The following is a 26178-nucleotide window of genomic DNA, read 5'->3' as shown; positions in this document are numbered from 1 at the left end:
AATCACAGGGGGATTTGTAGAGATGGAAAGTACATATAAAACGAGATTGTCCAAAGAACAGCTGGATCAGATCATTAAGCATCACCTTGCTGTATCGATTCAAGATTACGAGGAAATGATTGATGGCTGGGCCAACCATGCTTATAAAATTTTGCTTGATGATGGACGGAAAGTTGTTCTTAAAATTGCACCTGCGGCTACGACCAATCTAATGCGTTGTGAACAGGATTTAATGACGGCCGAAGTGGAAGCACTCAAGCATGTTGCTGAGTTGAAGGATGTCCCTGTGCCTCTGGTACTGGCATACGATGCTTCATTAATCATGGCCCCCGCCCAGTATTTCATTATGGAGTTTATGTCTGGGATTCCATACAACCAGGTGAAAGCACAGTTTACTGCCGAAGATCAGGAAGCGGTTGAACAGCAGTTAGGCTGGTATAACCAGCGAATCAACGAGATTAAGGGGGAGAGGTTTGGTTATTTTTCCGGAAAGGACAGACAACGTGCGACGTGGAGAGAAGCTTTCTTGATGCTCATGGATGATATGCTTGCGGATGGTGAAGAGGCGGGAGTTGACATCGGCATTGATTACAATGAGCTGAGACGTTTAATTGATGAGAAATCAGATGCACTGGATGAGGTGACAGAACCTTCCCTGATCAGCTGGGATCTATGGGATGGCAATGTGCTGGTCCAGGATAAACAAATTACGGCAATTATAGATTTTGAACGCTCGCTATGGGGCGATCCGCTCATGGAGCATTATTTCAGTCATTTTAACTATACTCCGGGTTTTCTCAAAGGATATGGACGTGAGGTTGAGACGGATCATGAGCGGAAGCGCAGAGGTTTGTACGATTTGTATTTTGATCTTGCGCTACGGATTGAATGCGATTACCGTCTGTATGATAACAATGAGCATATCGACTGGACGATTCGTAATTTGCATGAAGGCATTGAACGGTTTAGAAAAATGTGAGTAAGGCCAGTTGGCATGTGATGGGCAATACAGTCTGACTTGTGAGAAAGAGATTGTGACATGTCATATTGACTTTGAGCTTGCATTTTTATATAATGCTTCCTATATTGTATACATATTTCGATGATAAGGATCAGTAGCAGGTGCTGTACATGACAGAGAGTCGGCGGTTGGTGCAAGCCGATTGACAGTATTTTGCGAACTCGCCTTGGAGAAATGCGGTGATTACAAAGTTCTATGCCTTGTGGGAAGAACCGGAAATCCGCATCGGTTAACCGCCGTTACAGGTCTAAAGGGAGTGGATGACGAAGCACGTTCGTCCGCTAACTAGGGTGGTACCACGGGAATTCAACCTCTCGTCCCTAGCGCTGCAAACGCTACGGGATGCTGAGGTTTTTTTGTTGTTATCAAGCGCATATAACCTGAAGGAGGAATTATAGATGAGTGAGAATCATCAGCCGAAGCACGGCTATCAGCCGCAAGTGATGGAGAAAAGTTGGCAGCAATATTGGGATGAAAACAAAACGTTTAAAACAGGAGAAGACCCGTCCAAACCGAAGTTTTATGCACTGGATATGTTCCCATATCCGTCCGGTTCAGGACTGCACGTAGGTCACCCGGAAGGATATACTGCAACGGATATCGTATCCCGTTACAAACGGATGCGTGGATACAATGTGCTGCACCCAATGGGCTGGGACGCTTTCGGTCTGCCAGCAGAGCAGCACGCACTGGATACGGGGGAGCACCCGCGTCATATCACATTCCGCAACATTGACAATTTCCGTCGTCAGATCAAATCTCTCGGATTCTCATATGACTGGGATCGTGAGATCAGTACAACAGACCCTGAATATTACAAATGGACACAGTGGATCTTTATTCAGCTGTACAATAAAGGTTTGGCCTATGTCGATGAAGTGCCGGTGAACTGGTGTGAAGCATTGGGCACGGTTCTGGCGAACGAAGAGGTTATTGACGGTAAGAGTGAACGTGGCGGACACCCGGTTGTACGTAAACCGATGCGTCAATGGGTACTGAAAATTACGGAATACGCGGAGCGTTTGCTGGAAGATCTGGAAGAGCTGGACTGGTCGGAAAGCATCAAGGATATGCAGCGTAACTGGATTGGCAAATCGACCGGGGCTGAAGTGGTTTTTGCCATCGAAGGCCGTGAAGAAGTGATCAAAGTATTCACAACCCGTGCAGACACATTGTTCGGTGCAAGCTTTGCTGTTCTGGCTCCAGAACATGAATTGGTTGACGCGATTACGTCCGAAGAACAACGCGGGGCAGTGAAAGCTTATCAGGAGCAGGCTGCGCGTAAGACTGATCTGGAACGTACAGACTTGGCCAAAGACAAAACAGGTGTGTTCACAGGTGCATACGCGATCAATCCGGTCAACGGAGCGAAGCTGCCGATCTGGATTGCTGACTATGTACTGGCTGGTTACGGAACAGGAGCTGTTATGGCTGTTCCGGGTCACGATGCACGTGACTGGGAATTTGCGAATCAGTTCGATCTGAATATCATTGAAGTCATTACCGGCGGAGATGTTACAAAAGAGGCGTATACAGGTGACGGCGCACATGTGAACTCCGATTTCCTGAACGGTTTGAACAATGAAGAAGCCGCGGCGAAAATGATCGCTTGGCTCGAAGAGAACGGCAAAGGACAAGGAAAAACAACGTACCGTCTGCGCGACTGGCTGTTCAGCCGTCAACGTTATTGGGGAGAGCCGATTCCGATTCTGCATCTGGAAGACGGGACGATGAAGACTGTACCAGAAGATCAATTGCCATTGCTGCTGCCTGACATCGACCAGATCAAACCTTCAGGCACAGGTGAATCACCGCTGGCAAACGTAACGGATTGGGTAAATACGGTTGATCCGGAAACAGGCATGAAAGCTCGCCGCGAAACCAACACGATGCCACAATGGGCCGGAAGTTGCTGGTATTACCTGCGGTTTATTGATCCACACAATGACAAGGAACTGATCTCACGGGAAAAGCAACAGCAATGGCTGCCAGTTGACCTGTATATCGGTGGAGCAGAACATGCAGTACTGCACTTGTTGTATGCTCGTTTCTGGCACAAAGTGCTGTATGATCTGGGTGTCGTACACACAAAAGAGCCGTTCCATAAACTGGTTAACCAAGGTATGATTCTGGGAACGAACAATGAAAAAATGAGTAAATCTCGGGGAAATGTCATCAATCCAGATGAGATTGTGAACGAATTCGGTGCAGATACACTGCGTCTCTATGAAATGTTTATGGGCCCTCTGGAAGCGACTAAACCTTGGAACGCAAACGGGGTAGAGGGAATGCACCGTTTCCTGTCACGCGTATGGCGCCTGTTCATTAACGAAGATACTGGTGCGATCAATGAGAAAATTACGGCTGAAGGTGGAACCGATGAGTTCAAACGGACAGCACACAAAACGATCAAAAAAGTCACAGAAGACCTGGAGCATCTGCGCTTCAACACGGCGATCAGCCAATTGATGATCTTCATCAACGACGCGTACAAAGCAGAGACGCTGCCTCGCGAAGCGATGGAGAACTTCGTTCAATTGCTGTCACCTTTGGCACCGCATATGGCAGAGGAACTGTGGAGTCGTCTTGGACATGAAGGCGGAATCTCTTACGTAGCTTGGCCTGAATACGATGAGTCCATGACTGTGGATGCAGAAGTGGAAATCGTGGTTCAAGTGAATGGCAAAATTGTAACTCGTGCGACCATTGCGAAGGATCTAGATGCACAGGGAATGCAGGATTACACCATGGAACTTGCACCTGTGAAACAGGCACTGGAAGGCAAGACTATTCGCAAAGTCATTGCCGTTCCAGGCAAACTGGTTAATATTGTTGCCGGTTAATCTCGCTGGCACGGAATACCTCATCCAGTTTGACTAAATCTTCATCGTATTTTTCATGTGTCGTATGGATCAGGCTGTCAAATACGCCATCCAGGTTGTTTCTCAGTAGTGCAAGTGCCTGAGCGGTAATTCCGCCAGGTACAGCGACACGAGCTTGAAGCTCTTGTGGAGTATAACCTCCCTCGGTGAGCAGCTTGCCTGTTCCTAGAAGCATCTCACCGGCAAGGGCACAAGCGTCCGCACGCTTGATACCTGTCAGTCGAACAGCACTTTCAATCCATTGCTCCAAAAAGAAGGATATGAATGCGGGGCCACAGCTGGAGAAATCAGATGTGATTCGGGTGCAGGCTTCATCCACTTGATATGGTTTGCCGATATGACTCATCAGGCCTTCGAGCAGAGAGCGATCTTCGGCAGTCATGCGTTCACCATGGATGAATAGGCTTGCTCCGCTGCCAACCTGATGTGTAACACTGGGGATAACCTTGGAGACTTTGCAAGGAAGTGAAGATTCCAGATGGCGCAGCTGCACGGGGCTGGTGATCGAGACAATTATGTGATTGGAATTCACAACAGGCAGGATATCATCAATGACATGTCTGAATTCCAGCGGTTTCACGCACAGGAAGATGATGTTGCTACGAATGACTGTTTCCCGATTGCTCTGTGATTCATGCAGCCCTGGGTAGCGGAGGGAAAGCTGACGTACTTTGGATGGAGTTCGATTGCTTGCTGCAATCTGACGGGGTTCGAGTGCACCGGATTGGATCAGGGCATAGATCAACAGACTGCCCATGCTGCCGGTTCCGATAAATCCAACCTTCATTGGTTCAGGCCTCCTTTCATGCTTTACGGTAATGGCGCAGTATCTTCCCTCTATTGTATGCGGGGGACTCTGGTTCACATGACATGAAAATATGTAATTTATGTACGCCATAGCATTAAACGGTTCGGAAGCACCGCCCGTGTTCGAAATGATCTCTATTTTGAATAAGAGGGAGTGTGCGGAAGATGAGATGGAACAAAGTGTTGTCCATTGCTGCGGCAGTGGTTGGATGTATACTGATATTATGGTCGGGCAAAAGTGAACAGCCACCTAGCGGCTGGGAACCGATGCAGCTCGGCTCCAATCAGCCGACAAGTGAGCAGAATTCTTCTGCTATACAGTCGGCTGCTTTGGTTACCGAGTATTCAGCTGATGTTGCGCCTAAAGGTGATGGGAACGAGCGGCAATCGGACGATGTTGCTTCAGCACAGGATTCGAAGATTCAGGAGCCTAATGTTGCTCCTACTGTGTCAAGCAATCAAGGCAATCCACCGGCTCAGCCAGAGACCCAGTTAAATGAAAGCCGTTCATCTGTATCTGAAACAGCATCTAAACCGGCTGACAAAACAACCAGTGAGACGGCAGATCACGGTAAGATCGATGTGAATACGGCATCTGTCACCAAACTCACGGAGCTTCCGGGGATTGGACAGAAGAAAGCTCAAGCTATTGTGGATTATCGCAATGCACATGGTCCTTTTACCAAAGTTAGTGATCTTACCAAGGTGAAGGGCATAGGCATGAAGATGCTGGAGAAGATGGCTCCGTATGTACAGATTCGCTAAAAGTTCAGCATAATAGTAATAGCTTCAAGGCGGGAGGAGAAAACGGCATGAGTGCAATAGAGCTTCGCAAGGACTGGGATACGTATTTTATGGACATTGCTTATATGGTATCGACACGTTCCCGTTGTCCGCGCCGGCATGTAGGAGCTGTGCTGGTTCAAGGGAAAAAGCTGCTGGGTACTGCCTATAACGGAGCACCGATGGGAGTAGCGGATTGCTCCGAGGAAGGTTGCATGATATCGGAAGAATATGAACTTGTAGTCACGGACGGCCAGGAGGAAATGGTTAAAAAGCAACGCTGTATTCGTACCATTCATGCGGAGCAGAACTTGCTTTTATTCACGGATCGCATTGACCGCGAAGGTTCCTCTGTGTATGTAACCGATGAGCCTTGCTGGACATGTGCCAACATGCTGGCGAACAGTGGCGTTACGGAGATTGTATTTCATCGCTCATATCCCAAAGATACGAGCAAAGTAAAAAATATGATGCAGCAGAAAGGCATTTCGTTCCGCAAACTGGACAATTACCAGCCTCCACGGGAGACGATGATGACTGTAAGTAACTAATAAGAGCTCGTTAGAACAGGTTAGAGCACGTTAGTAGATAGTAGTACATTGTTAGTACATGTTAGGGCGGGGAAGTCTGCTTTTTCAAAATAACTTTCATACGTATGGGGAAGAACCTCTGGCAGGCCTGAATAGGCTTCCGGGGGTTTTTTGTGTATTTATTGCCTTGGAGATGAGCAGAAGGGAGAGGGACGGAATGAAAGGCAGACCATTGCTTCGCTTTACAATCTTTTGGTTGTGCGGTAGCAGCATGGCGTGTTTATTGACGGGATGGGCTTTATTTTGGGGAATAGTCGGGGCGATGGCATGTCTTCCACTCTTATTTCGATTCATGAATATTCGCGGGTGGTCGATTCTTCTTTTAGTTATTGCTTTTGCAGGTGGTTTAATACAATGGGAATGGAATGATTCTCGTAATTACAGTACATTGCCAGCATATTTACATAGCTCTACGTATGAAATTGATGGGTTAGATGCTCTGATTGAAGGGGAACTTGTAACGGATGTGCAGGTGGATGGGGATCGGGCAGGTTTTGAGATGCAGCTTTCTTCTCTGAGGCTGTACGAAGAGATAGATAAGGAGGTAGAGAATAAAGTTTCTTCGCCAGATACATCCTTGCAATCTTTAAAGTCACAAGTGTCCTCAGACAAAATGAATGAACGAGTCATTGTGCAAGTCCGATTAATGGAAGAGCAGGAACAGCATATAGCAGCATCTTGGAAGCGAGGGGATAAGCTGAAATTGTCGGGCTCGATAGTTCTTCCTGGTGAAGCCAGAAATTTTGGGGGATTTGACTATCGCAGCTATCTAAAGACGCAGTATATCCATTGGATGGTCAAAGTGAAGGGGGCTAGTTCGGTTAATGCTTCGTCTCCTGAAGGGATGGGGAAAATAAACATCCTACGGTGGACAGATTCGGTAAGAAAACTGCTTGGTTCGGCGGTAGATCGGTTGTTTCCTGAGCCACATGCCGGTTATATGAAAGGCCTGATCATCGGAATGGCGAAGGATATTAACCCCGATACGTATGGTCAATTCTCTCAGCTCGGATTAACTCATATCCTCGCCATCTCAGGTACACATGTTGCAGTGTATGTGACTTCATTGCTCATGCTCTTATCATGGCTGAGACTAACAAGAGAGACAGCTCTAACGATTGTGCTGGTTCTCGTGCCAGCATATGTACTGCTCTCGGGTGGTTCTCCATCGGTCATTCGGGCAGGCATCATGTCTATGATTGGTCTGTATATGGCAAAGCGTGGATTTGCCAGAGATGGAATCCAGATTATCAGTGCGGCGGCTATGCTGATGCTTTGGTGGAATCCCTATTTCTTATTAAATGTCAGTTTTCAACTCTCTTTTCTGGTGACGGCGGGACTGATGATTTACATGCCGCTTATCAACAGATTGTTTGACAAGTGGCCCAAATCCTTAGCGGCTACAGCTTCAGTTACGGTGACAGCGCAGCTGATTTCTTTTCCAGTGACGATTCTGTACTTCAACCAGTTCTCGTTGCTGTCTTTTGCAGCCAACTTTTTGCTGGTGTCTTTGATTAGTGCTGTAGTGCTTCCCTTAGGTACGGTTGCGATGATTCTATCCTTTGTGTGGTTTCCGCTTGCGAAACTTCTGGCATGGATTGCAATTCAATTGAACAAGCTCATCTTTCTTTGCGTGGAATGGATGAACAGTTTGCCAGGTTTTGTGATGATCTGGCCGACACCGTCCTTGTTATGGATTGCAGCTTATTATGTGATTCTGTATGTGTTACTATATTTGCTTCATCAGCGGAGCGGCGGTGACATGCCAAAACATATTCATGTTGCAGAAGAGGATACAGCGCCGCTTAATCTGTCAGCAGGAGGTGCTGTACAAAAGGGAGCTACACTGGCACTTGGCTTTCATTCTTCACGGTCTGTTGAGGCTAAATCACTTAACACAGCGCAAGCGAACGATCGCTTGCAACTTCCAGCGCCCCATGCCTTGCATACTCAAAAAGTAGCTTCAACTCAAGGATCGCTCTCTACTCTCGGCGCCAGTATCGCCTGGCCTGAGTATGCAAGCGCATTTACATCTAGAGGTGCGGCCTTCTATAGCGAAGTACGCATGAGCCAAGCGAAGCGATGGTTATGTGGTGTGCTTGCGGTCAGTTTTGCGGCAGGATTATGGTGGGCATATCAGACGCCGCGTCCAGCGGGAACAGGTGTAGTACAATTTTTGGACATTGGTCAAGGCGACAGTACTTTGATTACAACACCAGGAGGCAAACATATCCTTGTAGATGGCGGAGGTACGGTTAACTTTGGTGGCAGCGAACACTCGTGGAAAACGAGGCGTGACCCGTATGAGGTGGGAGCTAAGGTTGTTGTTCCTTTATTGAAAAAGAGAGGTATTCACCAGCTTGATGCGGTCATTGTGACTCATGCCGATCAGGATCATGCCGGTGGCCTACAGGCTGTACTGGAGCAAATTCCAGTTAGACGCTTTGTGTTTAACGGAACGACGAGTGGAAAAAAGAAATTTGATCAGCTGCTGGATACAGCGATACAACGCCAAATTCCGCTATTCGCTATTCATCAGGGCATGACATATAAGCCCGATTCAGAAACGGCTTTATATTTTATCTCACCAGAGCGGAGTGGACGGGCTATTCCATCAGGAGATGTGCCTGTTCTTGAGAATCAGAACGGTGAGTCGGTCGTTTTTTTGCTAGAGATGGCGGGCTCGTCAATGCTATTTACCGGAGATATGGATGCGGCAACGGAACAGAATGTGTTGTATGACATTCAGGATGGTTCGCTGGCAACCTCTTTTGGGCAGGTCGTTCAAAAATCGGGGGGAACTGTTCCGAGTAGTGATACGAATATAGTTGTGCCTGAATGGATGGGGAGTCTAGCTGACAATGGCAGAGATCATAGTTCTTCAGTGGTGGCCTTACCACGACTACGATCACATCTATCCTTAGATGTACTTAAGGTTGCCCACCATGGCAGCAAAACATCATCCTCAGAAGCATGGCTTCAATATTGGAATGCTAAAGCTGCACTGATCTCTGCAGGTGTAAACAATACCTATGGTCATCCCAACCCAGACGTAATGAAACGTTTGGAAGCAGTAGGTTCCCAGATTTTTCGGACGGACCAGATGGGTGAGGTACAGATGAGCGTGAAAGATGGGGAAATAAGTGTGCGGTATAAGCTGGCTCCGAGATAAGAGTGAATCATAAAGCTTGAAGGATACCTTGAAGGAAATTTGGTTATTTTTGCCGAATAGTATTAGGCTTGGCTTAGGAGGGGTCAAATGAAGAATTTAGTTTACTAGATACATAGAGAGAAGGGAACGTATAGAAATGCTGCCATTCAAAAAAGCACGAGTTAGAACGTTTACATTGTGGATCGGGATTCTGGTTCTTAGTGTTCTGGTGGGGATACCTGGAGCATTTGCTTCGTCTGAGTCGAATCGTTCTATTCATTCTGTTCTTGACCGAAATAACAATCTGCTAAATGATGGAACCCTTTGGTCAAAAGGAAGTATTGCTGGAGTGTGGACACAAAATCGAAATTTAATCGGAATCTCAGGATCATATAATGGAGTTATTTTTGGTTGGACTGCGGATGATCAAGTGATCATGTGGGATATGGATAATGCTCATTTGCCAACAACCAAACAATTCAAAGGAGTTAAGAAGGTATATGGTAATGGATGGGTTCAGCTTCAGGATGGGGGCCTGTATAAGTTCAGAGATCAGGAGAAAGTTCTGGATTCTGCTCTAGATGTAAGTTCCTATTCATATGGAAGTGACATCACCGACACCATTTTGTCTTCATCAGGTGATATATATTATTCAAAATATAGTAAAATTCGAAAAGCTGGAAATGTAGCTAACGCTACCGCAATCGCAGCAAATAGTGTTTATGCAGCAGTATTAAAAGATGACAACTCGGTAGTTATTGTCAATATGCTGTATCAGGAAGAGCAAATTACGATTGCGAGTGATGTCCAATCCTTGATCTGGTGGGGAAACAAGTATAAACTACTCGTGGTGAAAAAGGATGGAACAGTCTGGAGCTATGACCGGAATGACAATTACAAGGGTGAGCAGTTACCGGGACTAAACAATGTATCCAGAATGGTGTATGCACTTGATCTGGACGAATTATATGCACAGTTACAGGACGGCTCGTGGGCTGCATATCATAGTGGGAAGTTAACTTCTCTATCGGCACCGACTCTGAATCAAGTAACGCTTACGGCATCAACCAAGGAAGCTAATATCGGGGATACAGTCACACTTACTGTTCAGGAGAATTATAGTAACGGGTTCAAAACAAAACGTGCGCCTTTGCCTGGTGAAATTACGTTGGAACAGTCGCAAGTAGCTCTGATTCTGCCAGAAGGCAAGCTGAAAGCAACAGGCATGGGAACTACAAAAGTGATGCTGAAAATAGGGGATAAGTCTTCCGATACACAACTGACCGTTAACTCTCAACAGAAATTGACAGGAGCTGAACTATTAAACGGAAATGTGTATTTGCCTGTACAATCTGTCTTCAAAATGCTAGGAGCCAAAATCGATGTTCAGGGAGTTCATTTCAAGATACAGATGGGAAATGACCTTATCACACTGACAAAAGGAAGTGCAGTAGCAGATTTCAACGATAAAGCGATCACAATGAAAGGTAAGGTGCAGACCATTAACGGGCAGACCGTATTTCCTGCGGAACTGTTAAAACAAGTGGCACGTATACAGGTGAATTGGGATGCTGAGTTGAAACAAGCCAAAGTGTTCGTTGGAAATTCTGCTATTGTGGTGGAGTCGAAGTATACGCTTGCTTTGATTAAGAAAAAAGAGTTAGGGAATCTGAGCCGGTTCATTGGCAAGTCCTACTGGATTAACAGTGATACAAGCTTAGGGCAACGCTTTAGTAAAGTCACTATCACCGATATTAAAATTGAAAAAGGGAAGTATAATGAACGAAGTTACTCCATTGTTTTCCGTAATACCAAGGGTAAAACCGTTATTGCTTATGCAGGCGGTGTTTCATCGAGTGTAACGGAGATGCTGGCGGATTCAGATCAATTCTTTTCTTACGATCCATATAAAAAATACAACTGGTCTTCATCTACATGGAAGAAAATCATTGCGGGTGAAGTAGCTCTAGGGATGAATACTACACAAGCGCGTCTGGCATGGGGAGATCCAAACAGTATTACGCAAGAATCAAGCTCAAAAGGCAAGATTGAAGTTTGGGTTTATGCAAGTTCTGAAGGAGTCAGAGCTTTAGGATTCCTCAGTGGAAAGTTGATGGCCATTTATTGATTTCTTTATAATCTAGCTCGTTTTTTATAACAACTACCAATATAACACAAGAAAAAGCCCTGTTCTCCATAACTCTCTTCAAAAGAGAATTAAGGGAAAGGGCTTTTTCATATCCGTTCTAATCACTGAATATAAATGTAAATATTGAATTACTCCACGCCGTCTTTGAAATGTTTATTCCAATGTTTGTCGCCTTTGTGAAGAATGTCTTCAACGGTTTTTTCGAGTGTCGCCAGTAGTTGTGCTCTGACATCCAGTACCGTTTCTCTGTACAAGCGTTCTTCCGATCCGACGATTTTATCGCCGTATAACGCCTGTGCAGCTACGTATTTACGATGCTCTTCGACCAGAGTATCGATGGATTCCAAAGCATGTTCTACAAAGTGGGAAATGCTTTGATATTCCTTTGGCATTTGTTCTTTTAATTGTTGAATTTTCGCTAGAGCTGGCATGCTCATCACCTCGTCTTATGAATGTAAATTTACAATACACCATTTTCATGAATAATGCATTAAAAAAAGCTTAAATTTGGACAAATTTCGACTTTTTTTATTTTTAGGCCTATAAAAGTACTTAACCATAATGTATGCCGTTGCATTTATTTTGAGTCGTGTAAGTAATGGAATCCGTGATCTCAGACGTTTGATGACTACGTTTGCATTTTCTGTTATTCTAAGATAAGATTCGGCGGCCCTTATACATATGCCGTTATTTTGTGATGGAAAATTAAAATATACTTAACTTTGCAACAATTTTATCGATGATTACGTCAGTAAGGTTGCAGGGAGAGGGGGATCCTTTGTGGTAGAGCCGGAACTCATCAGAGCCGCTCAATCGGGCGATCGCGACGCTCTAATTACCCTATTGCGGGAGATTGAACAGCACGTCTATCGGACCGCATATTATATTCTAAATAATGAACAGGACGCCTTGGATGCTGCGCAGGAAGCGTTGATCCGCATTTACACCAAGATTAATTCTTATGAAGAAAAAGCCCAGTTCAAAACCTGGGTGCAACGCATCGTAACGAACATCTGCATTGACAAGTTCAGAAGAACCAAGCCTTCCGTGTCCATCGATGAACACGAAATGGTTTTTCAGGATAAACAGGATGTGGAATTCGAAGTGATGTCCACTTATGTAGCCAAGGACATTCAGGATGCGATCAACAAGTTGCCAGAGCATCATCGGACCGTCATTGTTCTAAGATATTTGCAAGATTTATCCTATAACGAAATTGCGGATTGTCTCGATCTTCCGCTCAATACGGTGAAGTCTTACTTATTTAGAGCCAGACAACAGTTACAAAATCTACTACAGGAGTATCAGAAAGGTGGTGTGACAGGATGAAATGCGAAGAGGTGGTGGAATGGATGCACCGGTATCTGGATCATGATCTGGGCGAGGCGGAAACGACGCAGATGCTACAGCATGTGGCCAAGTGTCCGGAGTGCGCCGAAAATTTTAGTATGCTCAGAGCTCTATCCAGGGAACTGGAAGATTTACCGCAAGTAAGCCCTAAGTTCAGTCTGGTTGATGCGATTATGCCTCAATTGGATGCGATTGACGAAGCGCGTAAAGAACAAAGCAGTACCGTGCAAGAAATGAGTCCTGTCCCTGCGGCATTTGAGAGTCTACAGCGATCAAGCTCAAGTGAGCAAAAAGCGAAGACTAAATGGTTTAATTCAATGGTGGGACGGACGTCTATGGGTGCAGCGGCTGCGGCTGTAGTATTAGGATTTGCCATCTGGGGTTATCAGCCCGAACAGATTGAGAATGCAGATTCGATGATGATGAGCTCTGGCGCATCGCAAGATAGTAATAGTGACGAGCAACCTTCAATGAGTATGAAAGTGAATAACGATCAAGCAGACACAACCAACCAAGCTGAAGGTAGTGCGATTGCGCCTGACTCTTCAAATGATCCGGAGATGGAAGGTTCTATGCAACCGAATGCGGATCAACCTGACGAGAGCAACGGAACAGAACTGAAAACCCCAGATGCTTCAGGTGATCAAGAGTCAGCCAAACCTCCCACAGAGGGACCGGTTTCTCAAGACAATGGCAAGCAAGAGGTGAATTCAAGCCCTTCTTCTGACTCTGCCAATACGCAGAAGAGCATGGAACCAAAACAGGGAACGGAGCAGAAAAAGCCGGACACAAGTGAAGGTGATGTTTCCACTCCTAATGACAAGGGAAGAAGCGCGTCCGATTCAAACGATCAGTTAGACGAGACATTTTCGGCTCAAACGATCATTCCAAATCAGGATAACCCAGCTCAAGGCAGTGAAACTGACAATGCAGGAACTGGAACGGAATCGGGTGCTGCTGGAGGTCAGCAGGGACTGATGGCTCCTGAACAGGGAATCACTGCAGCGACTGGAGCAAAGGAATGGAAATCACCTGATGGTTCTTATGTTGTTATGTTGCTTGGTGACCAGTTAAGTATTTATGCGAAATCTGCGAATGATCCGGATGTTCTGAATCTAATTGAGCAACGGAGTGTAGAAGGTACGTTAAAGTCGGGAAGTTGGTCCAAAGACAGCCAGCAGTTTAATTATGAAATGGACAAAGACGGAGCGACCACAAAGGATACCTTCAAAGTTGGTATCTCATCTAATGTGTCACCTGCGAAATAGTTCTGTGTATATGGTTCCTGCAAGGCATGTAGAGAGAACCTTTTTCTATGAACAAGCATATACTGGATATAACTAAAGAACGTCCTATCTCTGATCCAACAACTGACGTCGTATGACCGCACGCCAGCTATTTCTAGAATGGCTGTGCTTGCGTTTATATAGATGCAGAACAGTGGACCTTTATCCATACATGGATGAAGGTCCCTTTGTTGTCTTGTGTATTTTCTGGTAGGATAAAAGGGATAAGGAGGAACGGTGAATGGACGTAAAAAGCGCAACAAAGGCAATACGCAGCGGGGAAACTGCGCCAATCTATGTGCTGTATGGAACGGAGAAGTACCAGATACAGCAGTTCACAGAGATGTTAAAAACGCATGTTATTGAAGAGGAGCATCGGGATTTTGCGGTTATTCCATATGATCTCTCCGAAACACCGATTGAGGCTGTTGTGGAAGAAGCAGAAACAGTTCCTTTTCTTGTTCCACGCAAATTGATTATTGTAAGGGACACAAGCTTGTTTACGGCGGGAAAGGAATCCAAAATAGAGCATCAGGTAGATCGCTTGATTACATATATGGATAACCCTGCTGACTACAGCACGATCGTTTTTTTAGCGCAAGGGGACAAGCTGGATGAACGGAAGAAGCTGGTGAAAGCAGCCAAGAAACAGGCGGTTGTTCTCGCCTTTGCACCGCTAAGTGGAGAAGAATTGATCCAATGGATTGTTAAACTTGCAAAACAGAGAGAGGTGACCTTTGAAGCTGGGGCAGCAGATACGCTAGTCAGTTATGCTGGAACAGGACTACAGGGGCTATCTGCCGAAGTAGATAAGCTTTGTTTGTTTGCTGGAAACGGAGGAACAATTCGCCGTGCAGATATTGAGTCACTGGTGGCTCGTAGCACGGAACAGAACGTATTTGCACTTGTGGAGGAACTAGCCAACCTGAGATTGGAAAAAGCACTTTCACTCTTTTATGAACTTTTGAAGCAACGCGAAGAACCGATCAAGATTGCAGCGCTGATTGCGCGGCAGTTCCGCATTATGATTCAAGTGAAGGAACTCGGGCAACAAAGTTACTCGCAGCAGCAGATTGCCAGTCAACTTGGCTTGCATCCGTATGCTATCAAAATTGCCGGGGAACAGGCTCGAAAATTTGAAGCTGACCGTCTACGGAAGATTCTGAGTCATTTGAGTGAGCTGGATTATCAGATGAAAACAGGAGCAGTGGATAAGGTGCTTGGCTTGGAGTTATTTTTGTTAAGACTTGGAGCATAGCCGTAGGCAAGAGCAAAAAAAACAACCTGAACGTTCTCCGCATGTTGATATTTCAACATAAGATCAGAGAGATTCAGGTTGTTTTTTTATGGTATGTTCTTTTTACTTGGCGGAACAGATGCTAAAAAATCCTGAAAGCCCATGCTGTTCAGGATTTTTCCATTGGTTCGTATAAGTAACGCTTCTTACGCTTGTGCGGAAAGAGCGTTCAGTTTTTTCGCCAAGCGAGACTTTTTGCGTGCAGCTGCATTTTTGTGAACCAGACCTTTAGTTACAGCCTTGTCCAGCTTTTTGGAAGCAGCTTGAATCGCAGCTTTAGCAGTTTCAACTTCGTTGCTTACCAGAGCAGCATCAGCAGCTTTAACAGCTGTGCGGAGTGCAGACTTCTGAGAAGCGTTGAGTGCGCGGCGCTTGTCGCTCGTTTTTACGCGTTTAACAGCGGATTTGATGTTTGGCATTACATTCACCTCCTGTAAGGCATTCGCATGAATACAAACGTTTCACAACTTAAAATATTCTATCACGCTAGCATATAAATTGCAACAGATTTTGCATCGTTGTTTGGCATGTTGCATAAAGCCCGCCTTTTTCCCACACAATATGCTCAAATGCAATAAGGGAGGCAGGGACACAGATGACACTGGATTTGCAAAATTATACCGTACGCACGGATTTGGCTATCGACTCCAAAGAAATGGCACAAGGCAGTCAGAGACAGACGATCCCCGGATTACGTGAGGATGTTGATAAGAAAGACGGCATTACGATCACACGGATTGATGTGTTGAATGATGAAGCAGCGAAAGCCATAGGGCGTGTAAAAGGCCACTATGTCACACTCGAGGTGCCTTCCCTTCGCAACGGAGATACTGAACTACAGGAACGGGTGGCCGCCGAATTTACACGAGAAATGGAAGCGTTTATGACCAAGGCGGGCATTGGCAAAGATTCCAAGGTACTGATTGTGGGTCTCGGCAACTTGAATGTCACTCCAGATTCTCTTGGTCCGTTGGTTGTAGAGAATCTGATGGTGACCCGGCAGTATTTTGAATTGGTACCCGATCAGGTTGCGCCTGGATATCGTGAGGTCAGTGCTATTGCTCCGGGTGTGCTTGGTACAACGGGGATTGAGTCGAGTGACATCGTGCAGGGCATTGTTGAGCGTACCCGTCCTGATGCCATTATCGCCATTGATGCGCTTGCTTCCCGCTCTCTTGAACGGGTGAATACAACGATTCAAGTGGCCGATATCGGGATTCATCCTGGCTCTGGTATTGGTAACAAACGTCGTGGATTAACGAAGGAAATTCTGGGTGTTCCTTGCATTGCCATCGGTGTGCCAACGGTATGTTATGCTTCGACCATCGTGAACAACGTCATCGAAATGATGCGTTCTCACTTTCGCCAGGAAACCGATCAGACCAAACAAATTATGGGCATGCTCGATGACATCGGTGAAGAGGATCGTTTGAGTCTGGTTAAAGAAGTGCTTGAACCGCTTGGACATGATCTGATCGTTACCCCGAAGGAAATTGATGAGTTCATTGAAGGCATCGCCAATGTCATTGCAACCGGACTTAATGCGGCTCTTCACGAAGCGGTAAATCCAGATAACGTTGCGGCTTACACGCACTAGAGCGTATCCCCTAATATGGAACGAGAAAGAAGGTCCGAATCTATCGGACTTTCTTTTTTTGTTCACTTTATCTTTCTACTTCCTGTTCTATCAAATTGCACACGCTCATAGAGTTGAAGTATAAGAGTTGTTCTGCAAGGGAAGGAGACATAAGAATGAACAAGATATTGGCATGGAACATTGGCAAGTGGAAAAAAAGATGTCTGCACGTGCTGGCCATGGGCCGTACACTGTTGCTGCTTATGATCATATCTGCCCTCTTTTTTGTTGCACTCGGGCTTGGAGGCATGGCGGAGAAACGGTTGAATAGTTCCCCTGTTTCTTCGATGAAGGGATTTGCAGGTTCAGTCTCAAGCCGCTTTTTTGTGGACATGTTGGGTATGGAAGTGCCTCATCTTACCCAGAAGGAACAGAACACTGCGATTTCCGGTGAAAATCTAACTTCTTTTGTGTTTCAATTGCTCACCAATGTGAATCCTCAAGATCCCAAAAGTTTAATCGCACGAGAAATGCCAGGCATGGGTGCAAATCAGCCCGTTCTGCTTAGGCCAGGCTCTGGCAATACCAAGGCAGAAGCACCTGAGGATTATCAGCCAGGCCCAGGCCTGACAGAAACAGCCTCATCAGGTGAAGGTAAGCCAGGAAGTGAGCTGCATGTCCCTCCGGGTCAGGATGATCCAAACGTTTCCGGTGAGGATGATCCGGGAAAGGGTGCCGTAGATGAAGATCCACCAGCAAAAGGGAATGGGCAAGACAAGGGGAATCCGGCCATTACTAAAAAATCCGTCCTTATCTATCACTCTCACCCGCGTGAAGGATATAATCCACTGCTAGGCACGGATAGCGACAACCCATCTTCCGGCAAACCGACAGGTAATGTTTTTCAAGTGGGAACCTATCTATCGGATAGCTTGGAGAAGCTGGGTGTGGGTGTAGAGCATGCGAAGGAAGATTATCAAACTAAAATCAAAGATTACAATTGGAACTTTTCCTATAAATATTCCAGACAGACCGTCAAAGCGGCGCTTGCTCAGAATGACGACCTGACATATCTAATTGATATTCACCGCGATTCCCAGCGGCACAAAAAAACGACAACAACGATCGGTGATCAGAGTTACGCCAAGGTATATTTTATCATCGGGCATGAGAACCCAAATTGGCGTAAAAATGAAGCCTTTGCTGCAAAAATTCACAAAAAGCTGGAAGCGAAGTACCCGGGGGTATCCCGAGGAGTGTGGGGGAAGAATGGCGGAGGAGGCAACAATGGGGAATATAATCAGACGCTTTCCCCGAACAGCATTCTCATCGAAATCGGTGGCATTGACAATACGGCAGCTGAGCTGAAACGAACATCCAAAATTCTGGCGGATATGATCGCGGAAGTATATTGGAACGAGCAAAACGTAGATAAAGCAAGTGCAAAACCGGTATCCAAGGGCGGATAAATGAAGGAAAGATTCGGAAAACTTTCGTAGCGATTGCAGAAGTGTAATGAAACGATGATCTATTCGATTAGCTATCTATAGAAGAAGGGAGATCTGCGAGATGTCCAGATTTGGCAAAAAACTGCTGTCTGTCAGTGTGCTTATGTTACTTGGTGTCCTGCTTGGCATGCAGCTGGCGGGCAGTGGTTTTCAGCATAACAGTCCTGTGAAAAGTGTCCCTGCAGTGGCGACCACAGAAACCGCACCCGAGGAAAATAAACCTGTACCCGCCGAGCCTGTGCAGCCCGAGGTTAAAAAGCCGTTCGTTCCTGTCCAGACCCCAAGCCAGGTGCTTGGGGCAGATCAGCAGAAAGCTCCGGTGGATGTTCTGGCGGAAAAAACGGCTGGCTTGCTACAAAACTTGTCAAACAGCGGCATCAAGTGGGTTGTCTCTCTTTTTGGCGGAGTAGATGAATAGAAGCAGATGGAATAAAGGAAAACTAATCCTTCGAGGCACTCATCCAGTGCACTTTATTATAAAGTTAAACCATCATGGGATTGATGCACCTTGCAGCAACTGTTATAATGAAGTGATTGACACTAGGCTGTTTCTGGGGGTAAGGAATGACTGACATTCGGGAAAGACAACGTAAAATTCGTAACTTTTCAATTATTGCACATATAGATCACGGTAAATCAACACTTGCGGACCGGATCTTGGAGTACACAGGTGCGCTGACATCACGTGAAATGCAGGAACAAGTACTGGATCAGATGGATCTGGAACGCGAACGCGGAATCACGATTAAACTGCAAGCGGTTGCCCTGAATTACAAGGCAGATGACGGTGAAGAGTATCTACTGAACCTCATTGATACACCAGGACACGTAGACTTTACGTACGAGGTATCACGTAGTCTTGCTGCATGTGAAGGGGCGTTGCTTGTCGTTGACGCGGCTCAAGGGATCGAAGCGCAAACACTGGCTAACGTATATCTTGCGCTGGACAACAATTTGGAGATTTTGCCGGTTATCAACAAAATCGACTTGCCAAGTGCCGATCCGGAACGGGTGAAGCAGGAAGTTGAAGATGTTATCGGACTGGATACCAGCAATGCTGTATTGGCTTCGGCCAAAGCGGGCATCGGGATCAAAGAGATTTTGGAGCAAGTGGTACAGAGTGTGCCCGCACCTGTGGGTGATCCGGATCAACCGCTTAAAGCGCTGATTTTTGACTCGCATTACGACCCTTACAAAGGGGTTATCGTGTATGTGCGTGTTATTGACGGTAAAATCAAGGCGGGTTCCAAAATCAAAATGATGGCCACAAACAAATCGTTTGAAGTGATCGAAGTGGGAGCGTTCAAGCCGCGCATGACCATTGTGGACGAGCTGAACGTCGGGGATGTAGGATTCATCGTTGCGGGTATCCGTCACGTCGGCGATACACAAGTCGGGGATACGGTTACTGACGCGAAAAATCCGACGCTTGAACCACTACCTGGATATCGTAAAATCAATCCAATGGTATATTGCGGTCTGTATCCGATCGAAACATCGGACTATGTGGATCTGCGTGAAGCATTGGAAAAGCTGCAGCTGAACGATGCATCACTCAGCTTTGAGCCGGAGACTTCCAGTGCACTGGGCTTTGGATTCCGTTGCGGATTCCTGGGACTGTTGCATATGGACGTTATTCAGGAGCGGATTGAGCGTGAGTTCAACATTCCGCTGATCACAACGGCTCCAAGCGTAATTTACCATGTAACGCTAACTAACGGCGAGCAGATTCAAATCGATAACCCATCCAACTATCCAGAGGTAGGACGGATTGATTACGTTGAAGAGCCTTATGTGAAGGCTTCAATCATCGTGCCTAATGATTACGTGGGAACCGTTATGGAACTGTGCCAAAATAAACGCGGCGAATTTATCAATATGGAATATATGGACACAACACGGGTTACGATTACATATCAGATCCCGTTGTCTGAGATCGTATATGACTTCTTCGACCAGTTGAAATCAAGCACTAAAGGTTATGCTTCGTTTGACTATGAGTTGTCCGGTTACCGCCAGTCGAATCTGGTGAAAATGGATATCCTGCTTAACGGCGAACAAGTCGATGCCTTGTCCTTCATCGTTCACAGAGATCGTGCATACAATCGCGGCCGTATCATCTGTGAGAAACTGCGCGAACTGATTCCGCGGCAAATGTTTGAAGTACCGATTCAAGCATCCGTTGGAACCAAGGTTGTGGCTCGTGAAACGGTCAAAGCGATGCGCAAAAACGTACTTGCCAAGTGTTACGGCGGTGACATCTCGCGGAAACGGAAACTGCTTGAGAAGCAGAAGGAAGGTAAGAAGCGGATGAAACAGGTGGGTAACGTTGAGGTGCCACAAGAGGCATTTATGGCGGTACTAAAAATTGATGATTAAAAATGCATTTTTAGGTACAGCACAGATTGTGTGTATTAAAAATGCATTCTAATAATTTAATTTTGGGTACAGCACAGAGTGTGCGTATCGAAATTGAATTAACATTTTAGCTGAAAGGGAAGCCAACTGGCTTTCCTTTTTTCAAATCAAGGGGGACTTACCGTGACACTTGCAGCACACAACCAGAAAACAGGTGCGCCCCAAGCGGTGTACCTTCACATTCCATTTTGTACCAATAAATGTTTTTACTGTGACTTTAACTCTTATGTTTTGAAGGATCAGCCCGTTATGCAATACTTGGAGGCGCTGGAACGGGAGATGGAACATACCGTCAAGGCGAATCCGCCAGGTGAAATTAAAACGATCTTTGTCGGCGGCGGAACACCAACCGCGTTGAAACCGGACGAGATGGCATATTTCCTGCGGTCGGTCAAAACCTATTTCCCGAATTGGGCAGAGGATATTGAATTTTCGATGGAAGCCAACCCGGGAACGACGGATGCCGAAAAGCTGGCCGCGATGAAAGAGGGCGGTGTTAACCGGGTCAGCTTTGGCGTTCAGGCTTTTCAGAATGATCTGCTGACAGGCATTGGTCGGATTCATAATACAGATGATGTATACCGAAGCTTGGAAAATGCACGCAAGGCGGGACTGGATAACCTGTCGATTGATCTGATGTTTGGACTGCCAAACCAGACGGTGGAGATGTTGAACGAGAGCATCGACAAGGCGCTGGAGCTGGATCTGAAGCATTATTCGATCTACAGCCTGAAGGTAGAAGAGAACACCCTTTTCCATACCCTGTATCAAAAAAATCAACTGCCTCTTCCGCATGAGGATGATGAGTTGCAAATGTATCTTCTATTAATGAAGCGCATGAAAGAAGCAGGTTATGAACAGTATGAGATCAGTAACTTTGCCAAGCCTGGCTTCGAGAGCCGTCATAATATCACTTATTGGCGTAATGAGGATTATTACGGACTCGGTGCGGGTGCACACGGATACGTAGGCCGTGAACGCCATATGAACATTAAGGGAATTAATCCTTATGTGGAAGCCTCACGTGCGGGACTGCCTCGTTTGGATCATTTTGAGATTGGCCGTGCGGAAGCGATGGAGGATTATCTAATGGTAGGACTCCGTATGCTGGAGGGCGCTTCATCTTCCAGATTCCATGATCAGTTCGGGGAATCCATGGAGGATGTATTTGCGAAGCCGCTGGGCAAAATGTTGCATGCAGGATTGCTTGAGCGGACAGCAGACGGCTTTAAACTGAGTGAACAAGGTATTCTGTTCGGCAATGACGTTTTTGCCGAGTTTATCGGCTCTATATCGCTAAATTCGTAGCTTGAAATTCTATACGCTCTGTTGTATATTTATTCATATTGTTTTACAGGGCGTGTCAATTTAAACAACTACGAAGCTAGCTTTCCTCGGAAAGCGTCGTTATAGGAGGAGAGCTGGATGTCGGTTATATGCAGGAAAGCTGTACCGGAAGATGTTGAACCACTGTTTGAAATGATTAAGGGATATGCAGAGCGTGGGATCATGCTTCCGCGTTCACGGGAAGTACTGCATCGGCAGCTGGAGCATTTTATTGTGGCTGAGGTGGATGGAGTGGTCGTAGGCTGCGGTTCGTTATGTCGTCTGGGCAATGATCTGGTGGAAGTAAGATCGCTGGGCATTTCAGAGGGGTATAAAGGGCTGGGCATCGGATCCCGTCTACTTGACCGGCTTGTAGAAGAGGCGGAGAGACAACAGATTCCAAAGGTGATGGCTCTCACGTATGAAGTTTCCTTTTTTCTGAAAAATGGCTTTGCTGTTGTGGAAAAAGAAATCTTCCCTGAGAAAGTATGGACGGACTGCGTTCATTGCAGCAAGCAGGATTGCTGTGACGAGATTGCGGTTCTGAAAGAACTGAATGTGTCAGCGTAGTTATACGCTTATATGAATAAAAATATAAAGATCACAACCCAGAAAACCTATGGTTTTCAAAGGGCTTGTGGTCTTTTTTTGTGCATCGTTTTTTTCATATACTTTTCACACACTTATTCCATTATTCTCACACATCCTCTTGTTAAGATGAACTTACATAAGCGATCTGCAAAAACTTCACAGTGGAACAGTTGAAGAGCAAGGATAAAGATAAGGTTTTCAACGTACCCAGCAGGAAATATGCAGATAGCTCAATCTTAAGAATGAGGTGACCGATGATGAAAAAATGGACAAAACATGTAGCAGCTTTGGTAACAGCGATGAGTGTAATTGGTGGAGCCGGCAGTGCTTTTGCCGCAACGCCTGTTGTAAATTCCGTAAAACCGTCTGAAACACAAAAGGCTGGAGCGTCCGCTAACTCAACGAGCAAACCTACGACAAAATCAACAACGACTCCAGCAACCAAATCCACTGTAGCGCCTACAAAAACGACAGGAGCTAAAACTACTCCTTCCAAAACAACAGCTACAACGAAGAAGGAAACAACAACTCACAAAGCTAACACAGTAACGCATAAAGCCAAAAAGACTGCGCATAAAGCAAAAGTGACGAAGCATAAAGCAAAAAAGGCTGTACACAAATCAAAAGTAACTCACAAAGCAAAAAGAGCTTCTCATAAAACAACAGCAATGCATCACAAGGGCAGAAAAACGGCTCATAAAGCGAAACAGGCAGCACACAAAGCTTCCGCAACAGCAAAGGCTACTGCACATCAAGAAAAACAAACAGCACACAAAGCGAAAAAAACCGCTCACAAAATCGCAGCACACAAAGCAACAGCTAAAAAAGCAGTGGGAACCAAAACGCCAGTAGCTAAAACGACTGTAAACAAAACAACTACAACAAAAACAGGAGTGAAAAAAACAACAACTGCAACAACTGCAACAACTCCAAAAACAACAGCCGTAACTACGCACAAAACACCAGCTGCAACAGCACACAAAACAACAACGGCTACAACACACAAAGCAACATCTGCTACGAAAGCGCCGGCTACAACCAAAGTGACAAACAAAAACGAGGCAGCAAAATCAAGCTCATCCCATAAATAAGTATAAAGCCGTTGATGCATCTTCGCTCTACCTGTTCAGAACAACGATTTATTGTATCAGTGAGATGTGAATGACAAAGGCTTACAGACGGAGTTCTCTATAGGGAATCTCCGTCTTTGCTATCTTAAGCAGGAGTTGGGAAGCGCGTATTGGGTGTGTTCATGGGAAGTTTTGAAATTCGTGCACAGACTCTGTTACATTAATAGTGACATATCTAATAACAAACATATCAGAAGTGATATATTCATGAATGAGGTGAATGCCAATGCCGCATATTTTTGTAGTGGATGATGATCCATATATTCTACAACTCATTACAGGTTACTTGAAAAAGGAACAATATGAAGTGACCTCCTTTGCGCACGGCAGAGAGCTGGTCGGGGAAGTTCGCTCGAAAAAGCCAGATTGTTTGATTCTCGATATTATGATGCCCGGGGTTGATGGGCTTACGCTCTTGACAGAACTGAGAACGTTCACTGAAATTCCGATTATTATGGTATCGGCACGGGGGGAGGAAATCGATCGTTTAAATGGTTTGGAACTGGGGTGTAACGATTTTTTGAGCAAACCTTTCAATCCGCGTGAATTGGTTGCGAGAGTAAAAGGCATGCTTCGTTTGATACACAGCAGTCGCTTATCACAAGGCATTGAACTAAAAGAAACGGATCGGCATCAGCCGAAGGAAGGGTCCTATTTTAGTATAGGCGACGTGCAGATTTCAGAAGAATTCCGACGTGTCAATGTTAGAGGAGAAGAATTGGGGCTAACCGGAAGGGAATACGAGCTTTTGTTATTTCTTTCCCAACACCTGGATCGTCCTTTCAGCCGGGAACAGTTAATTCAGCAAGTCTGGAATTATGATTTTTACGGTGAAGTGCGTGTAGTGGATGATCTCGTGAAACGGATTCGTAAAAAGCTTGCGCAGGTTCAAGCAACACTGACCATTGATACCGTGTGGGGGTTCGGCTATAAAGCAGCTGTACATACACGATGAAGACGATACGCAGCAAAATGCTGCTCGCTTTGTTTGCAAGTATGTTGGTTACTGTGGCGTTTACGGTTCTGTTTTTTATCCATCTTTTTGATGATATTTTGCTCAATCAGGTCAAAGAGCAATTAAATGGCCAAACGAAGAAAGCTGTTAAAATCATTCGTGTAGATGACCTGGAGGATCTGGACAATGACAGTTTCCGCTTCTTTATTAAGGACATCCTTTTTTATGCCGACTATTTTGTAATTGATGGAGACGACAAGATCGTGGCTTCGAGTAGTGCAGGACGTGTGGGGATGAAGCTGCAAGGATTTCCAGGTACACACGAAGGGTATATGATTTTGAATGGAAAAAAGGTACTGTACAGTGAGGCGGAGCTGTCACATAAACAGTTTCGGGTAATTTTGTATTCTCCGCTATCATCACTTAGGGCGATGTATATTCCGTTGTTTCGGACAACCCTTCTGTCGATTGCTGCAAGTTTCGTCGTTATCCTGTTGATTGGTTTATTCGCCGTGTGGCGAACGGTACAGCCACTCAATCGCTTGAAAGAGGCTGTTAACAAATATGAACCAAACATGCCTGACAGAGATCAATTCCTACAGGCTGACCATACAGAAATCGGCGAATTGATTCAGACCTTTCAATTAATGAGTAACAGAATCGATGACCATCACCGCCATCAGCTGGAGTTTTTGCAAAATGTATCACATGAACTTAAGACACCATTGATGTCCATTCAGGGTTACGTGTATGCGATTCAGGATCAGGTCGTATCCACGGATCAGGGGCTTGAAATTATTGCTGCCCAGTCGCAGCGTCTCATTGATATGGTTGGAAAGCTGATTCAGCTCTCCAGACTGGAAACTGTGGATGAGGAATGGCCTGTGGCAGTTATTGACCTGAAAAACATGGCCGAAGAAGCAGTGTATCTGCTCATGCCAACTGCGTTTCAGCGAGGAATACATTTGACAGCGGAAGCAAATTCGTTCATGGTGGAAACAGCAGGGGAGCAATTGTTTCAGATTCTGCTGAATTTGCTGCAAAATGCTGTGCGCCATACCGAAACGCAAGTGAAATTGACATTGGAACTCTCTGCCGATGATCACGCAGACTGGATTTTTCATGTTGATGATGATGGGCCAGGCTTGAATGAGCATGACAGGCAGCATATTTTCCGTCGTTTTTATACGGGAAATAATGGGGTGACAGGACTGGGACTAACGATTAGCAAGCAACTGGCAGCACGTCTCCATGCAGATTTGGTGTATAGTGATTCACCGCTAGGTGGAGCACGTTTCAGTCTGAGACATTATCCTGCCGAGCGAGAAATCCAGCATCAAGGTTCATAATATACGTTA

Annotated in this window: 21 protein-coding genes and 1 other annotated feature; of the genes, 18 read left to right on the top strand and 3 right to left on the bottom strand. The window is 45.7% G+C overall.

The genetic code is table 11. The features are described from left to right. Positions 1-22: 22 nt before the first annotated feature. Positions 23-979, top strand: coding sequence for a phosphotransferase family protein (locus EC604_RS02635; protein WP_161556836.1), 957 nt, complete (start codon positions 23-25; stop codon positions 977-979). A gap of 114 nt (positions 980-1093) precedes the next feature. Next, positions 1094-1346 (top strand) — a binding site (T-box leader). Between the two features lie 73 nt (positions 1347-1419). Beyond that, the gene (gene leuS, locus EC604_RS02630) at positions 1420-3864 is read left to right on the top strand and encodes a leucine--tRNA ligase (protein ID WP_123062607.1); all 2445 of its coding nucleotides are present in this window, start codon (positions 1420-1422) and stop codon (positions 3862-3864) included. On the opposite strand, the gene comER is transcribed toward leuS, so the two are convergent. Next, positions 3845-4690, bottom strand: a complete 846-nt coding sequence (gene comER, locus EC604_RS02625) for a late competence protein ComER (RefSeq protein ID WP_123062606.1) — start codon at positions 4688-4690, stop codon at positions 3845-3847. The genes leuS and comER overlap by 20 nt on opposite strands. Before the next feature lie 185 nt (positions 4691-4875). Here comER and EC604_RS02620 point away from each other — a divergent pair, with 185 nt between their 5' ends. The 4 genes from EC604_RS02620 (at position 4876) to EC604_RS02605 (ending at position 11362) form a co-directional block, all read left to right on the top strand. Further along, positions 4876-5475 (top strand): ComEA family DNA-binding protein, encoded by a 600-nt coding sequence (locus EC604_RS02620; RefSeq protein WP_240036615.1) that lies wholly within the window; start codon positions 4876-4878, stop codon positions 5473-5475. A 47-nt stretch (positions 5476-5522) separates the two neighbouring features. Next, the gene (locus EC604_RS02615) at positions 5523-6044 is read left to right on the top strand and encodes a deoxycytidylate deaminase (RefSeq protein WP_123062605.1); all 522 of its coding nucleotides are present in this window, start codon (positions 5523-5525) and stop codon (positions 6042-6044) included. Between the two features lie 196 nt (positions 6045-6240). Beyond that, positions 6241-9255, top strand: coding sequence for a ComEC/Rec2 family competence protein (locus EC604_RS02610; RefSeq protein WP_161556835.1), 3015 nt, complete (start codon positions 6241-6243; stop codon positions 9253-9255). A gap of 136 nt (positions 9256-9391) precedes the next feature. Beyond that, entirely contained in the window at positions 9392-11362 is a 1971-nt protein-coding gene (locus EC604_RS02605; RefSeq protein WP_123062603.1) for a copper amine oxidase N-terminal domain-containing protein, read from the top strand. Positions 11363-11511: 149 nt separating this feature from the next. On the opposite strand, the gene EC604_RS02600 is transcribed toward EC604_RS02605, so the two are convergent. Beyond that, a complete protein-coding gene (locus tag EC604_RS02600; protein WP_123062602.1) occupies positions 11512-11814 on the bottom strand; it encodes a hypothetical protein in 303 nt (100 codons plus the stop codon). 349 nt (positions 11815-12163) lie between these two features. Here EC604_RS02600 and EC604_RS02595 point away from each other — a divergent pair, with 349 nt between their 5' ends. The 3 genes from EC604_RS02595 to holA all read left to right on the top strand — a co-directional run bounded on the left by EC604_RS02595 (position 12164) and on the right by holA (position 15277). Beyond that, on the top strand, positions 12164-12712 hold the full coding sequence (locus EC604_RS02595; protein WP_090914823.1) for an RNA polymerase sigma factor: 549 nt from the start codon (positions 12164-12166) through the stop codon (positions 12710-12712). Further along, positions 12709-14001, top strand: coding sequence for a zf-HC2 domain-containing protein (locus EC604_RS02590; RefSeq protein WP_123062601.1), 1293 nt, complete (start codon positions 12709-12711; stop codon positions 13999-14001). The genes EC604_RS02595 and EC604_RS02590 overlap by 4 nt, the downstream gene beginning before the upstream one ends. A gap of 259 nt (positions 14002-14260) precedes the next feature. After that, entirely contained in the window at positions 14261-15277 is a 1017-nt protein-coding gene (gene holA / locus EC604_RS02585) for a DNA polymerase III subunit delta (RefSeq protein WP_123062600.1), read from the top strand. Positions 15278-15462: 185 nt separating this feature from the next. Here the strand turns inward: holA and rpsT are convergent, their stop codons facing one another. Then, a complete protein-coding gene (gene rpsT / locus EC604_RS02580) occupies positions 15463-15735 on the bottom strand; it encodes a 30S ribosomal protein S20 (RefSeq protein ID WP_090914815.1) in 273 nt (90 codons plus the stop codon). Between the two features lie 176 nt (positions 15736-15911). Here rpsT and gpr point away from each other — a divergent pair, with 176 nt between their 5' ends. The 9 genes from gpr to EC604_RS02530 all read left to right on the top strand — a co-directional run bounded on the left by gpr (position 15912) and on the right by EC604_RS02530 (position 26169). Continuing rightward, complete coding sequence (gene gpr, locus EC604_RS02575; RefSeq protein WP_123062599.1) at positions 15912-16913, top strand: GPR endopeptidase; 1002 nt, start codon at positions 15912-15914, stop codon at positions 16911-16913. 155 nt (positions 16914-17068) lie between these two features. After that, positions 17069-18361 carry a stage II sporulation protein P gene (locus EC604_RS02570; RefSeq protein WP_123062598.1) on the top strand — a complete coding sequence of 431 codons (1293 nt, stop codon included), beginning with the start codon at positions 17069-17071 and terminating at the stop codon, positions 18359-18361. A 100-nt stretch (positions 18362-18461) separates the two neighbouring features. Then, complete coding sequence (locus EC604_RS02565) at positions 18462-18818, top strand: DUF3679 domain-containing protein (protein ID WP_123062597.1); 357 nt, start codon at positions 18462-18464, stop codon at positions 18816-18818. A gap of 146 nt (positions 18819-18964) precedes the next feature. Further along, entirely contained in the window at positions 18965-20779 is a 1815-nt protein-coding gene (gene lepA / locus EC604_RS02560) for a translation elongation factor 4 (protein WP_123062596.1), read from the top strand. Between the two features lie 162 nt (positions 20780-20941). Beyond that, entirely contained in the window at positions 20942-22126 is a 1185-nt protein-coding gene (gene hemW, locus EC604_RS02555; RefSeq protein ID WP_123062595.1) for a radical SAM family heme chaperone HemW, read from the top strand. Positions 22127-22243: 117 nt separating this feature from the next. Further along, on the top strand, positions 22244-22714 hold the full coding sequence (locus EC604_RS02550; RefSeq protein WP_090914803.1) for an N-acetyltransferase: 471 nt from the start codon (positions 22244-22246) through the stop codon (positions 22712-22714). A 278-nt stretch (positions 22715-22992) separates the two neighbouring features. Beyond that, on the top strand, positions 22993-23826 hold the full coding sequence (locus tag EC604_RS02545; protein WP_192895043.1) for a hypothetical protein: 834 nt from the start codon (positions 22993-22995) through the stop codon (positions 23824-23826). Positions 23827-24091: 265 nt separating this feature from the next. Further along, positions 24092-24820 (top strand): response regulator transcription factor, encoded by a 729-nt coding sequence (locus tag EC604_RS02535; protein ID WP_123062594.1) that lies wholly within the window; start codon positions 24092-24094, stop codon positions 24818-24820. Further along, positions 24817-26169 carry a sensor histidine kinase gene (locus tag EC604_RS02530; protein ID WP_123062593.1) on the top strand — a complete coding sequence of 451 codons (1353 nt, stop codon included), beginning with the start codon at positions 24817-24819 and terminating at the stop codon, positions 26167-26169. The genes EC604_RS02535 and EC604_RS02530 overlap by 4 nt, the downstream gene beginning before the upstream one ends. Positions 26170-26178: the final 9 nt, after the last annotated feature.

The sequence above is a fragment of the Paenibacillus amylolyticus genome (assembly GCF_003719335.1).
Lineage (GTDB): Bacteria > Bacillota > Bacilli > Paenibacillales > Paenibacillaceae > Paenibacillus > Paenibacillus amylolyticus_D.
This window is presented reverse-complemented; position numbering and strand designations above follow the sequence as displayed.

Coding starts and splice junctions, on each gene's coding strand:
- EC604_RS02635 (WP_161556836.1), top strand. CDS start 23: ATGGAAAGTACATATAAAACGAGATTGTCCAAAGAACAGCTGGATCAG.
- leuS (WP_123062607.1), top strand. CDS start 1,420: ATGAGTGAGAATCATCAGCCGAAGCACGGCTATCAGCCGCAAGTGATG.
- comER (WP_123062606.1), bottom strand. CDS start 4,690: ATGAAGGTTGGATTTATCGGAACCGGCAGCATGGGCAGTCTGTTGATC.
- EC604_RS02620 (WP_240036615.1), top strand. CDS start 4,876: ATGAGATGGAACAAAGTGTTGTCCATTGCTGCGGCAGTGGTTGGATGT.
- EC604_RS02615 (WP_123062605.1), top strand. CDS start 5,523: ATGAGTGCAATAGAGCTTCGCAAGGACTGGGATACGTATTTTATGGAC.
- EC604_RS02610 (WP_161556835.1), top strand. CDS start 6,241: ATGAAAGGCAGACCATTGCTTCGCTTTACAATCTTTTGGTTGTGCGGT.
- EC604_RS02605 (WP_123062603.1), top strand. CDS start 9,392: ATGCTGCCATTCAAAAAAGCACGAGTTAGAACGTTTACATTGTGGATC.
- EC604_RS02600 (WP_123062602.1), bottom strand. CDS start 11,814: ATGCCAGCTCTAGCGAAAATTCAACAATTAAAAGAACAAATGCCAAAG.
- EC604_RS02590 (WP_123062601.1), top strand. CDS start 12,709: ATGAAATGCGAAGAGGTGGTGGAATGGATGCACCGGTATCTGGATCAT.
- holA (WP_123062600.1), top strand. CDS start 14,261: ATGGACGTAAAAAGCGCAACAAAGGCAATACGCAGCGGGGAAACTGCG.
- rpsT (WP_090914815.1), bottom strand. CDS start 15,735: ATGCCAAACATCAAATCCGCTGTTAAACGCGTAAAAACGAGCGACAAG.
- gpr (WP_123062599.1), top strand. CDS start 15,912: ATGACACTGGATTTGCAAAATTATACCGTACGCACGGATTTGGCTATC.
- EC604_RS02570 (WP_123062598.1), top strand. CDS start 17,069: ATGAACAAGATATTGGCATGGAACATTGGCAAGTGGAAAAAAAGATGT.
- EC604_RS02565 (WP_123062597.1), top strand. CDS start 18,462: ATGTCCAGATTTGGCAAAAAACTGCTGTCTGTCAGTGTGCTTATGTTA.
- lepA (WP_123062596.1), top strand. CDS start 18,965: ATGACTGACATTCGGGAAAGACAACGTAAAATTCGTAACTTTTCAATT.
- EC604_RS02550 (WP_090914803.1), top strand. CDS start 22,244: ATGTCGGTTATATGCAGGAAAGCTGTACCGGAAGATGTTGAACCACTG.
- EC604_RS02545 (WP_192895043.1), top strand. CDS start 22,993: ATGAAAAAATGGACAAAACATGTAGCAGCTTTGGTAACAGCGATGAGT.
- EC604_RS02535 (WP_123062594.1), top strand. CDS start 24,092: ATGCCGCATATTTTTGTAGTGGATGATGATCCATATATTCTACAACTC.
- EC604_RS02530 (WP_123062593.1), top strand. CDS start 24,817: ATGAAGACGATACGCAGCAAAATGCTGCTCGCTTTGTTTGCAAGTATG.